The following is an 11,709-nucleotide window of genomic DNA, read 5'->3' as shown; positions in this document are numbered from 1 at the left end:
GCGGAACAACGCACATGAACAATCTCACTCCGAGGTGGCCGGGACTGGTCCTGGCCACGTTTCTGCTTGCGGCCTGCAGCGGCAACCTGCGCGAGGTGGTGGGCGAACCGCCACAGGTTTCCCTCTACGGGCTCGAGCGACACGACGGCTCGGTCGTCATCGAGCTGGCGCTGCGCAACGTCAACGACGCGCCGCTGAGCCTGTCCGGAACCCGGCTGAAGCTCGGTCTCGACGGCGAAGCGCTTGCCGAGGGCGAGCGTCGGCTGCCGCTGACGATCTCGGCCCGGGGCCGCGAGGTGATCCGTTTCGACCTGCCCGCCGACCCGGCCGGGAGGCAGCGGCTGGAGGCCCTCGAAAAAGGCGACGTAGAGCAGCTGCCCTGGACCATGGAGGTGAAACTCCAACTCGACGGCAGCCGCGATCGCTCGACGCGAGCCGAAGGCTGGCTCCATCCGGTGCCCGGCCAGGCGAATCGATTCCGCTGACGGGGAAGCCCTTGCGCATCCTCGCGCTTCTGCCGCTCCTCGCCCTGCTCGCCGCCTGCGGCGGGGAGACGGACATCCGGCGCCACCGCATCGCGGTTTTCGGCACCGAGACCACCCTGACCATCCGTTCGTCCGGCACGGTGGACACCGCCGCCGTCGTCACCCGAGTCGATCGCGAACTGCAGCGCCTGCACCGCGACTGGCACGCCTGGGAACCCGGCATGCTGGGCGAGATCAATCGCGCCATCGCCGCCGGCAACCCGATCGCCCTGTCGCCGCAAGCCGTGCGGGTCATCGAGGAAGCCGCCCAGCTCGAACGCCGCAGCGGGGGACGGTTCAACCCGGCGATCGGCCGCCTACTCGCGCTGTGGGGCTTCCATGCCAGCAGCCTGCCCGAGGGTCCGCCACCGCCATCCGACGAAATCGAGCGACTCGTGGCCCTGTCGCCTTCGATGTCCGACCTCGACATCCGCGACGGAACGCTCACCAGCCGCAACCCGGCCGTTCAACTCGACTTCGGCGCCTACCTCAAGGGCTTGGCCGTCGAACGCGCGCTGCAAATCCTCGCCGAGGCCGGCATCGAGCATGCCATCGTCAACGCCGGAGGCGACCTCGGCGCGATCGGACGACGCGGCCATCGGCCCTGGCGGGCGGCCGTGGCGCATCCCGACGGCGAAGGCGGCCGCTATCTCGGCACGGTCGAAGTGAATCCGGGCGAGTTCGTCTTCACCTCGGGCAATTACCGGCGCTATCGCCAGCATGAGGGGGTCCGGCACGGCCATATCCTGGACCCGCGGGACGGCTATCCGGCCGATCACGTCAGCTCGGTGACGGTGATCCACGGGGACGGTGGCGAAGCCGATGCTGCCGCCACGGCCCTGGCGGTGGCCGGAACCGAGGAATGGCCGGTCGTTGCGGCCGGGCTCGGGGTCGATGCGGTACTGCGGGTGGAAGCCGACGGCAGCATCACGGCGACGACGGCGATGGCCTCGCGCGTGACGTGGCAGGGCCGCCCCGGCAAGATCCGGGTGGTTTCACTCCCGTGAGGATCTGGCCGGGCCGAAGCGCTCGATCAGTTCGGCAAGCGGCATGGGGCGGCCGAAGTGAAAACCCTGCAGCATCTGGCAGCCCAGCCCGGTCAATTGGTCGGCCTGTTCAGTGGTTTCCACACCTTCGGCCACGACCTGGAGGTGCAGCGCCTGGGCCATCTTGACCAGCGCTTCGACCAGGGCGCGCTGTTCCGGGCTTTCGCCCATGTCCTGGACGAACACCCGGTCGATCTTGATCTGGCTGACCGGGAACTTCTTGAGATAGGTCACCGAGGAATAGCCCTGCCCGAAATCGTCGATCGCTAGTCCGACACCTTCGGCGTTGAGCCGGCGAAGCAGGCGGTGCTGCCGCGCCTTGTCGGGCATCAGTACCGACTCGGTAATCTCGAGTGTGAGGCGGTCGCGCGCGACGCCGCTCTCGTCGATGATCTCCAGCCAGTTCATGACCGTCCGCCGGTCGTTGAATTCACGCGAGGAGCGATTGATCGCGAGCCGGATATCCAGGCCGGCCCGCTGCATGGCCACGAGATCGCGGCAACTCTGTCGCAGGACGAAATCGCCCAGGGCGCGGATGACGCCGGTGCGCTCGGCGACCGGAATGAAATGACCGGGACCGACCAGCCCCCGCCGCGGGTGGCGCCACCGGAGCAGCGCCTCGACAGCCACAAGGCGGCGGCTCGCGGCATCCACGATGGGCTGATAGTGCACCGCGAACTCGTTCTCGGCCAGGCCGCGCTTGATCTCGTTGTGCAGGCGCAGATGCGATTCGGCCTGCTGCCGCAGCGAGTCGTTGAAGAAGTGACTCGTGCCGCGGCCCGCGGCCTTGGCGGCATACATCGCCAGGTCGGCATGCTTGAGCAGGTCGCTTGCCGACTGTCCGTCTTCGGGATAGACGGCGATTCCGATCGACCCTTCGATGGTGACATCGTGCCCGTGAATCTGAATCACCGGGTGCAAGGCACGAAGCAACTTGTCGGCCACGATCTCCGCGTCGACCGGATCGCCCAACTCGTGCACCAGCACGACGAATTCATCGCCGCCGAAACGGCCAACGAGGTCCTGGCCCCGCACGGCCGCCCTGATTCGCTCCCCGACCGCCTGGAGCAACTCGTCGCCGGCCTCGTGCCCCAGCGAATCGTTGATTTCCTTGAAGTGATCCAGGTCGATGAACAGCAGCGCGAAGCGACCCTGCCGGCGCCTCGACCAGTGGATCGCCTCGCCGAGCTGGTACATGAAATACTGCCGGTTGGGTAACTCGGTGAGACTGTCGAAGCGCGCCTGGTGACTGATCGTCGAGAGCGCTCCCTGCAGTCGCCTGCGGCTGACCAGCAGACCGAATATCAACAGGGCCAGCGCGAGGTTGAGGACCGAACCACCCAGCCACTGCCACGGATAGGAGCCCATGGGCGGATCCCATCCTCCCTCGGCCGGGACCGCGGCCAGTATCCACCGACCCACCGGCAATTCGACGGGTACGGTCACCGGATCGAGCCGCCACCAATCGGCCTCTCCGAGGATCACACCCCCTTCCATGCCCTTGCCGTCGGTTCCGCGAAGGCCGATGTGCCAGCGTTGCGCATCCATCAGGCCGGCGTCCCTGAACAGTCTCTCGTGGTCGATCACCACCGAGAGCACGCCCCAGAAGTCGCCCCCGCTGCGCTCATAGACGGGCACACGTCCGATCATGGCGCGGCCGCCCTGAACCAGGTCGACAGGCCCGTTGATCACGATGTCGCCGGCCTCGATGGCTGCCTGGATCGAGCGGTACTGTTCCGGGTTCGTGCGATAGTCGAAGCCGAGCGCGGCCTCGTTGCCTTCGCGCGGAAAAATGTAGCGCACCACCAGGTCGGGCGCGGCGGCAATGTGCTGTGTGTGCAGATCGGCCGTGAGCAGTTCGGACACGAGCCGTTCGAAACGACGCGGATCGACGTCGGGATTGAGCGCTATTTCCGCGCGCAGGGTCCGAACGCTGATCAGATTGGCGTCGAGCCGTCCTTCGACCCGGGCCCGGTAGGTCGACAACGCCTGCAGTGCCAGAAAGCGCTGCAGGTCGGCATCACGCTGCTGCTCGCCGTGGATGAAACGGGCCAGCATCAGTTGTCCGCCGGCGAATACCGCCAGGGCGGCAAGCAGACTCAGTCCCGCACGCACGCGAGCGCTCCGGCACGGCGGCTAATCAACGACTTCATCCAGGATGAATCCCCGCTTTCGGCTCAATATCCCTCGGCAAGCCAGAGTAAGGCCCGGGCGAGCGTTCGGCAAGCCGGACACTCCGGCCGGGCTGGTGTAGACTTGAATTTTTGAGGGAAACTCCGACCATGACCATCGCCTTCTGGTGCGTACTGGTCGCCGGCTTGATGCCGATCATCTTTGCGGGCATCGCCAAGGCGGGTGACAAGTCGTTCAACAATCGACGGCCGCGAGACTGGTACGAATCCGTCACCGGCTACCGCAAGCGGGCCTGGTGGGCCCAGCAGAACTCGCACGAAGCCTTTCCGCTGTTTGCCGCCGCCGTGCTGGTCGCCCACCTGGCCGGGGCCGCCCAGAACACGATCGACGCGCTGGCGATCGCCTTCATCGCCTTCCGGATCGCCTACGGCATCTGCTACCTCGCCGACATCCACCTCGCTCGATCACTGATGTGGACGGGCGGGATGGTGTGCTGCATCTGGCTGTTCGTGGCGGGCGCCTGACGCCGGGCGAGCCATTGACGCCTTGCGGGCCGCGCTCTAGGCTATGCGCCTGACCCGCCAGCTCTCGTAAAGAATCGCAGGGAAACGACCCATGAGCCTCAGAATCACTCTCGACTTTTCCGAAAAGGATCTCGAACGCTTTCGCGACATGGCCAGGAAGGCCATGGACACCACGCGCGACCAGGAACCGAAGCAGATCATCGCCGGCGCGCGCAAGCTGATCGAGGAAGCCTCGGGGCGGGGCAAGAGCAGCGAATTCGTTCGCGGCCGCCTCGACATGCTGCGGATGCTCATCGACATGCTCGAAGACGAAGGCTGGGGCATGCAGGAGGTCGGTCGCCAGCGCGTGCTGGCCGCACTGGCCTACTTCAACGACCCGCACGACCTGATCCCCGACAACATCCCGGGCCTGGGCTTTCTCGACGACGCGATCATGATCGAGCTGATGACCCGCGAGCTCAAGCCGGAGATCGAGGCCTACCAGGATTTCGTCAAGTACCGGGATGCCGAAGCCCAGCGCCGCGGCATGAAGCCCGAAGAGCTCAACCGGAGCGACTTCCTCAAGTCCCGCGAACAGGCCCTGCTGTCGCGCATGCGGCGCCGGCGTCGGCGCGTTCGCGGCGGCGGCGGTGGCGGCAAGTCGCCCATCTCACTGTTCTGAAGGCGCCCTGTACATCTCGACGTGCGGAATGCCGTCCTCGGGATAGGGTTCGCTGACCGTTTCGAATCCGAAGTCGGTATAGAACCGCTCGAGGTATTGCTGGGCGGAAATCCGCAGGGCCCGACGCGGAAATTCCCGCGCCGCCGTATCGATGCTGCGGCGCATCAGCTCCCGGCCCAACCCGGTTCCCCGCGCGGCCTGCGCGGTCAGCACGCGGCCGATGGAAGGCTCGGCAAAACGTTTGCCCGGCGGCAACAACCGGGCGTAGGCCAGCACGGTCTCACCCGACCAGGCGCTCAGGTGCAAACCGCAGTCATCGAGCCCGTCGAGATCCTGGTAGGGACAGTCCTGCTCGACCACGAACACCGCCACGCGGGCGGCGAGGATGGCATAGAGCCGATCGAGCGAGAGTTCTTCGTAGCGCTCCACGCGCCAATCGAGAGGGCCGGTCTTCGCCACTTCGGGATACCCCGTCATGAATGAAAGCGTGCATCATATCCGGCTCCTGGCCGGACTGGAAATCCAGCCCGGTGAAAGCCCCCGCAGAACCCTCGATCGGCACCGGGCCGAACAGTTGGCCGGCCATCTCGCTACCGACCTGCAGCGGGTCGTCCCATCGGTCGACAGTTGCATGCTGGTGCTCGGCGCGAGCCTGTTCGAACCCTTCGAGCTGATGCGCCCCGGCTTTCCGGCCTGGTGTGCGCTGGAAGACCTGGCCCAGTCGACGCTTCGCGAGCGCGGGTTCGAACCGCGCATCCTGGCAATCGGCTCGCATCGTTCGCAGATGCCGCACGAGCAACTGCAGCCGCCCGCGGAATCCCCGCAGGGCCAGTTCATTGCCCTGCCGATGACGCTTCTGTGCCCGGCCGAACAGGCCGATTCACTGAAGGAACAGCTCGAGGAAGCGCTTTTCGAGCGCGGCAGCATCGACCCGCCCGCCCGCGCCCTCCTGGCTGAAGCGGCGGGGGTGGATACGGTGCACGGCCAGCTGCTGACCCTGGCCGACCTGGTCGCCCTGCAGCACGTCCAGCTCGACAGCGCCGGGCTGGGCGGCTTCTGGCCGGTGGTTGAACAGACGCTGGTCGAGGGGGATCGCGACCACCAGCACGAACTGCCGGCCGGGCTGACGGCTCGCTGGGACGCCCGGACCCGGCGCATCGAACTGCCCTTCACAAGCCTCGACCAGTTCGACGGCGAGCCCGACGACTACGCGCTGTGGCTGCGCGCGTTCCGAACGCTGACCACCCTGCTCGACAGCCACGGCATTGCATGGCAGGCCCATCCGGCCGGCCCCGTCGTTTTCGACGAAGACTACAGTGCAATGATCGAATCCACCGGCGCCACCGGGCATCCCGACGGCATTACCGTCCACCACCATCCCGACATCGGCCTGGTCGCATGGACCGTGGTCGAGGACGGCCGGATGATGCATATCTACCCGTTGCGACCGGAGTCGGCCAACCGGGTGATGCGCGATCTCGCCGCGCGCGGGCTGACGCGCTTCGACGCCACCGACCAACTCCACACCGATCCGGAGACCGGCCGCCTGCGGCCCGCAGAAACATGAACGAAGAACGATACGACAACAACCCGGTCGCCTACGTGGCCGATTCCGAGATTCACGGCCGCGGCCTGTTCGCCCGCCGTCGCATCCAGCCCGAGGAGTACATCGGCACCTACGAGGGACCGGACGCCGAGGACGACGGCATGCATGTCCTGTGGCTGTGGAACGAGGACACGGAGGAATGGGAGGGCATCGACGGGGTCAACGAGATGCGCTTCCTCAACCATTCCGCCGAGCCCAACGCCGACTGGTGGGGCGATGAACTCTACGCCCTGCGCGCGATCGAGCCCGACGAGGAGATCACCTTCGACTACGGCTGGGACGACGAGGACGAGGAAGAAGAGGAAGGAGAAGAGGAAGCGTGAACACCGGCGGGCCGATGCGCCGGATCGTGATCGACCGGCCGGGCGGCTTCGACGTGCTCAGACTTCTCGAGAAGCCGGTTCCCGAACCTGCAGCAGGCGAAGTCGTCATCGCCTGCCGGGCCTGCGGCGTCAACTACGCCGACGGCATCATCCGCATGGGTCTCTATGCCTCGGCCAGGAAACTCCACGGTTATCCCATCACGCCGGGTTTCGAAGTGGCCGGCACGATTGCCGCGCTCGGTGACGGTGTCGAGGGCTGGCGAGTCGGTGACGAGGTGATCGGCCTGACGCTGTTCAACGGCTACGCCAGCCACTTGTGCCTGCCCGCCGAAGGCGTCTTCCCCAAACCGGCCCGACTGGATTTCGAGCAGGCGGCCACGGTTCCCACGGTCTTCCTGACTGCCTGGTGGATGGTGCACCGACAGCTCCATCCGCAGGCGGGAGAAACCTGGCTGATCCACTCCGCCGCCGGCGGCGTGGGTTCGGCATTGCTGCAACTGGCCCACCTGGCCGACGTTCGCGCCGTCGGCGTGGTCGGCGCGGCCCACAAGGTCGAGCACGCCCGCACGATGGGTGCCGAGTCCGTGATCGACAAATCCCGGGGCGATCTCTGGGAAGAGGCCGAGCGCCTGGCCCCGGACGGATTCGATGCCGTGTTCGACGCCAACGGCGTGGCCACGCTCAAGCAGAGCTACGAGCACCTGGCGCCGACCGGTCGGCTAGTGGTCTACGGCTTCGCCTCCATGCTGCCGAAAAACGGCCGGCGCAACTGGCTTTCGCTCGCTCTGGACTGGCTGCGCACCCCGCGTTTCAACCCCATGGACATGACCCAGTCCAACCGCAGCGTGCTGGCCGCCAACCTGAGCTTTCTGCAGTCTCACGCGCCGACCATGCGCGAGGGCATGGAATGGCTGCTCGAGCGCTTTGCCGACGGCCGCCTCGAACCGCTGCCGGTCGAGTCGCGCCCCCTGCCGGAGGCCGCCGAAGCCCAGCGCCGGATCGAATCGGGCCAGACCGTCGGCAAGCTAGCGCTGATCCCCTGAACCAGGCGCTTCCCCGGCCGCTTCGGCAGCGCGGGTAGCCTGCCAGGTCACCGCGCGCCAGCCCGGGTCCCGCCGTCTGAACACGCCGGTGTTGAAGTACTCGCCAACGGTTTCGCCCGACACCTCGGCCACGAGACGAAAGGTCACGACAGCGGTATCGCCGAAGACGCGGATGGTGACGTCGCGAGCCGAGTATTCCGGCGGCGTCGCCGCATCCGCGTCGCCGGCCTGGCCGTCCTCCGTAAGGCCTTCCATGATCGCTGCCTTGCCGAATCGGCGGCCGTCGGAACTGGTGTAGATCAGGTCTTCGGCCCAGAAACGATCATGCACGGCCGCGTCGTTTTCCGATGCGCCGGCCAGGAAATCCTGCAGCAGGCGCGCCAGGTCGGCCTGGTCGTTAGCCAGTGCCGGGAGCGACAAGGAAAGCAGTAGGCCGGCAAGAGCAAGAACCGGCTTGATCGAGCGTTTCATGGCACAGCCCTCCCGTGAGATTCAGTCGCGAAAATTCTTGAACTGCAGCGGCAGGCCCAGCCCGGCCTCGCGCAGCAGGGCCATGACGGCCTGCAGGTCGTCTCGCTTCTTGCCGGTGACGCGGACCTGCTCGCCCTGGATGGCAGCCTGCACCTTGATCTTCGACTGCTTGACCAGCTTGACCATCTTCTTCGCCGTCTCGGTATCGATCCCCTCCCGGACCGTCACGTTGCGCCGGGCGGTCTTCGCGCCGATTTCGGGCTCGTCGGCCTCGACGCCGTCGAGATCGATGCCCCGTCTGGAAAGCTTCGCGTAGAGGATGTCGAGCATCTGCCCGAGCTGGAACTCGGATTCGGTCTCGAGCGCGATCCGGTTCCCATCAAGCTCGAAGCTCGAATCCGTGCCCTTGAAATCGAAGCGCGTCGTCACTTCCCTGTTGGCCTGGTCGACGGCGTTGGCCAGCTCGTGGTGGTCCACCTCGGAGACGATATCGAAAGAAGGCATGTCGCTTTCCCGTGCAAAAGACCCATCATACGATCATTCTTCCGGCAACTACATGCACGCGACCGGCGGCAAGGCCTGCGGTCGGGCGGCTATACTGCCGTGCCGGGAACAAACACCCCCAACCCAATCCAGAGGGCCCGAAATGAAACTGCGATCCGTATTGCTGGCGTTGCTGCTGGCCGTCGTACTGGCGACGGTCGGCTGCGAACGCCCCGCCACCAGTGACTCCGACCAAAGCGGCGAATTCTCGGCCTGGGACGCCGGGCTGGCCGACCGTGCCCGACTCGTCGAGCAATTGCCCGACAACGCCATTGCCTATGCGCGACTGCCCAGCCCCTGGGGACTGGCCGGCGCGCCCAAGACCAGCGCCCTCGGCAAGGGACTCGACACCCAGGCCAATCGCGACGCGATCACGACGCTTCAGACCCGGCTGCCCGAAGTGCTGGCCGAGGACATGGGCCAGCTCGCCCCCATCCTCACGCTGCTGCTCGAGACCCTGCGATCGCCGCTGGAATTCGCGCTGGTGGGCGAGGGCCCGCAGCCGCTGGAAGCCGACCTGATCATCGAGGGTCGCTTCGACTTCGAGACGGTTGCCGAGCTCGACGCCGCGATGGCCGAGCTGACCGGCCAGGCCGGCCTGCTGCAGCTGATCGAGCCGGCCGAGGGCGAGGGACCCGGGCAGATCCTGGCGACGATGTTCCCGATCTTCTACGACTTCGATCCGGACACCCGGCGAGCCCGATTCCTGACCGGGATGGCTGCCACCGCCGAGGGCCTGGCGGCCTCCTACGAGTGGCAGCCGGCAGACGAAAGCCCGGCCCGCGGATTCGAGGAGCGGATCGACGCCTCGGGCCACGGCTTCTTCCTGTGGGCGGACATGGCGCGGCTGGGCCCGATCATGCGCCAGGGACTCGAAGACGAGCAGCTCACGCAGTTCGAGGCGATGGGTGTGTTCGCCACCCGCCAGCTGGCCATGGGCTACGGCAGCAGCGGCGGCAAGGCTCATCTGGCCGTGATTGCCGAGGGCAGCGAGGGCCGCGTCTGGGACCTTTCCCTGCCGGCTTCCGGCCCCGTCGATTTCCGCAGCAGCGGCGAGCCCGATTTCGTGATCGGCGCGGTGCTGCCGGGCAACGACTGGCTGCGGCAGATGCTGGGCTCGCTGGGCGAGGACGCCGACATGCAACTGGCGGAGATCAGCGACCGGCTGGAAACGGAAATCGGAATCGACCTGACCACCGTGGTCGACACCTTCGCAGGCCGCATGATGCTGGTCGACGACGCCAACGGCAGCTACCTCGTTCACGACGGCGACGGCGAGCGCTGGACGCAGTTCTGGGACGCCCTGTCGCGGCGTTTCGACATCGAACAATCCAGCAAGAAGATCGGCGGTGCGGAGATTCATCACCTGGTCATTCCGGGCATCGACATCTCGGACGAAATCGACGACCTGCCCGAGTCCAATCCCGGACTGGCCTTCCTCATGGCCCGATCGATGCAGGCGGGCACCCACCTGTTCTGGATGCGCGAGAACGATCGCATCCTGATCGCCTCGGTCCCGCAGGTTCTCATGGCCCGCCTGGACCATCCAGGGGATGTCGAAGTCGGCGACTGGCTCGCCAGCGCGGGCGTGGACACCCGGCATGCCGCCCTTTTCGCCGCGCTTCACGCCGAAGACGCGCCTCGCCGCAACTACTATGCCTATATCGCCTCCTTGCTGGGGATGGCCGACATGCTGGGCACGGAAATCGACGCCATGGCGTTTCCGACCGCGCGCGAACTCGACCTGCCCGACGCCGGCACGATCGGCTTCGGGCTGGAATACGTGGAAGGCCGGCTAGGCCTCGACCTGGCTTTCGAGAACAACCCCGGCGACCTGTTCTATGCCGGCGGCGGTAGCCTCGGCGGCATTGCGGTCGTGGGGGTGCTGGCCGCCGTGGCCGTTCCGGCCTACCAGGACTACGTCACACGCTCCCGCCTGGCCACGGCATTGGCCGCGACTTCCGAATTCCGGAATCGGGTCGCCACTCACGTGGCCGAGCATGGCAGCCTGCCCGACAGCGAAGTCGCGGCCGAATGGACCGGCGGCATCGCTCTCGGCCCCGAACTCGTCAGTGCTTTCTGGCAATCGGAACCACCGGGCCTGCGCCTGATCCTTACCGGCGGACAGGGCCTGGCACAGAACGCCAAGCTGATGCTCAGCCCGACGATCGAAGACGGCCGGCTCATGGGATGGACCTGCAGCAGCGACGCCATCGAGGACAAGCACCTGCCCACGAGTTGCCGATGAGCGACTGGGTTTTCGGTTACGGCTCGCTGATCTACAAGGTGGATTTTCCCTACCTGGATCGCGAGCCGGCCGAGATCGTGGGCTGGACCCGCCGCTTCTGGCAGGGTTCGCACGACCACCGGGGCACGCCCGAGGCCCCCGGCCGGGTGGCCACGCTGGTACCCGAGCCGGGCCGGGTATGCCGCGGCGTGGCCTACCGGGTCGAGCATTCGGTATTCGAACACCTCGACCACCGGGAAAAGAACGGCTACGAACGTCACCGCGTGGCGATCGACCTGCTCGAGCGCGGCGAGTCGGTGTCGGGAACGCTCTACGTCGCCGGCCGGGACAATCCGGCCTTTCTCGGCCCCGCCGATGCCGAGGCAATGGCGCAACACATACTCGACGCACGGGGGCCCAGCGGCGACAACCTGGAGTACCTGCTCAGGCTGGCCGGCGCGCTCCGCGAACTCGGCGAAAACGACGAACACGTCTTCGACCTGGAACAACGGGCCAAAGCGCGCATTCGGCAACGATGCTCGCCCGGCTCAGGGCGTTAGGGTGCCTCAGCTCCCAATGGGTTCGGCCGAACGCTTCGAACTCGTTCT

13 protein-coding genes are annotated in these 11,709 nt (G+C 66.6%); 9 read left to right on the top strand and 4 right to left on the bottom strand.

Features of this window, described 5'->3' with window-relative positions:
- The first annotated feature begins 14 nt into the window (after positions 1 to 14).
- Together DZC52_RS14620 and DZC52_RS14615 are read left to right on the top strand one after the other, a co-directional pair.
- Positions 15 to 485: an LEA/WHy family protein gene (locus DZC52_RS14620; RefSeq protein WP_116651890.1), complete on the top strand. Its 471-nt coding sequence runs from the start codon at positions 15 to 17 to the stop codon at positions 483 to 485.
- Between the two features lie 11 nt (positions 486 to 496).
- On the top strand, positions 497 to 1,531 hold the full coding sequence (locus tag DZC52_RS14615; RefSeq protein ID WP_181918972.1) for an FAD:protein FMN transferase: 1,035 nt from the start codon (positions 497 to 499) through the stop codon (positions 1,529 to 1,531).
- On the opposite strand, the gene DZC52_RS14610 is transcribed toward DZC52_RS14615, so the two are convergent.
- A complete protein-coding gene (locus tag DZC52_RS14610; RefSeq protein ID WP_147307727.1) occupies positions 1,520 to 3,685 on the bottom strand; it encodes a putative bifunctional diguanylate cyclase/phosphodiesterase in 2,166 nt (721 codons plus the stop codon). The genes DZC52_RS14615 and DZC52_RS14610 overlap by 12 nt on opposite strands.
- A 167-nt stretch (positions 3,686 to 3,852) precedes the next feature.
- Here DZC52_RS14610 and DZC52_RS14605 point away from each other — a divergent pair, with 167 nt between their 5' ends.
- Positions 3,853 to 4,227 (top strand): MAPEG family protein, encoded by a 375-nt coding sequence (locus DZC52_RS14605; protein ID WP_116651888.1) that lies wholly within the window; start codon positions 3,853 to 3,855, stop codon positions 4,225 to 4,227.
- 91 nt (positions 4,228 to 4,318) lie between these two features.
- Positions 4,319 to 4,888, top strand: a complete 570-nt coding sequence (locus DZC52_RS14600; RefSeq protein ID WP_116651887.1) for a YkvA family protein — start codon at positions 4,319 to 4,321, stop codon at positions 4,886 to 4,888.
- Here DZC52_RS14600 and DZC52_RS14595 read toward each other — a convergent pair.
- Positions 4,877 to 5,365, bottom strand: coding sequence for a GNAT family N-acetyltransferase (locus tag DZC52_RS14595; RefSeq protein ID WP_116651886.1), 489 nt, complete (start codon positions 5,363 to 5,365; stop codon positions 4,877 to 4,879). The two genes, DZC52_RS14600 and DZC52_RS14595, sit on opposite strands and share 12 nt — an antisense overlap.
- On the opposite strand from DZC52_RS14595, the gene DZC52_RS14590 reads away from it, so the two are divergent.
- From DZC52_RS14590 to DZC52_RS14580, 3 genes are read left to right on the top strand one after another with little or no spacing between them, the layout of a single operon-like run.
- On the top strand, positions 5,364 to 6,455 hold the full coding sequence (locus DZC52_RS14590; protein WP_116651885.1) for a hypothetical protein: 1,092 nt from the start codon (positions 5,364 to 5,366) through the stop codon (positions 6,453 to 6,455). The genes DZC52_RS14595 and DZC52_RS14590 overlap by 2 nt on opposite strands.
- Positions 6,452 to 6,817 (top strand): SET domain-containing protein, encoded by a 366-nt coding sequence (locus DZC52_RS14585; RefSeq protein WP_116651884.1) that lies wholly within the window; start codon positions 6,452 to 6,454, stop codon positions 6,815 to 6,817. The genes DZC52_RS14590 and DZC52_RS14585 overlap by 4 nt, the downstream gene beginning before the upstream one ends.
- Positions 6,814 to 7,860 carry a synaptic vesicle VAT-1 family membrane protein gene (locus DZC52_RS14580; protein ID WP_220338402.1) on the top strand — a complete coding sequence of 349 codons (1,047 nt, stop codon included), beginning with the start codon at positions 6,814 to 6,816 and terminating at the stop codon, positions 7,858 to 7,860. The genes DZC52_RS14585 and DZC52_RS14580 overlap by 4 nt, the downstream gene beginning before the upstream one ends.
- Here DZC52_RS14580 and DZC52_RS14575 read toward each other — a convergent pair.
- Positions 7,843 to 8,331 (bottom strand): nuclear transport factor 2 family protein, encoded by a 489-nt coding sequence (locus DZC52_RS14575; protein ID WP_116651883.1) that lies wholly within the window; start codon positions 8,329 to 8,331, stop codon positions 7,843 to 7,845. The two genes, DZC52_RS14580 and DZC52_RS14575, sit on opposite strands and share 18 nt — an antisense overlap.
- 21 nt (positions 8,332 to 8,352) lie before the next feature.
- Positions 8,353 to 8,835: a YajQ family cyclic di-GMP-binding protein gene (locus tag DZC52_RS14570; protein WP_116651882.1), complete on the bottom strand. Its 483-nt coding sequence runs from the start codon at positions 8,833 to 8,835 to the stop codon at positions 8,353 to 8,355.
- A 142-nt stretch (positions 8,836 to 8,977) separates the two neighbouring features.
- Here DZC52_RS14570 and DZC52_RS14565 point away from each other — a divergent pair, with 142 nt between their 5' ends.
- Positions 8,978 to 11,122: a pilin gene (locus DZC52_RS14565; RefSeq protein WP_181918971.1), complete on the top strand. Its 2,145-nt coding sequence runs from the start codon at positions 8,978 to 8,980 to the stop codon at positions 11,120 to 11,122.
- A complete protein-coding gene (locus DZC52_RS14560) occupies positions 11,119 to 11,661 on the top strand; it encodes a gamma-glutamylcyclotransferase (protein ID WP_245960839.1) in 543 nt (180 codons plus the stop codon). Before DZC52_RS14565 ends, DZC52_RS14560 begins: the two co-directional genes overlap by 4 nt.
- Positions 11,662 to 11,709: the final 48 nt, after the last annotated feature.

It is taken from the genome of Wenzhouxiangella sediminis, from assembly GCF_003410055.1.
GTDB classification, from domain to species: Bacteria; Pseudomonadota; Gammaproteobacteria; order Xanthomonadales; family Wenzhouxiangellaceae; genus Wenzhouxiangella; species Wenzhouxiangella sediminis.
Note: the sequence above shows the minus strand (reverse complement) of the source record. Positions and strands in the feature narration are given on the sequence as shown.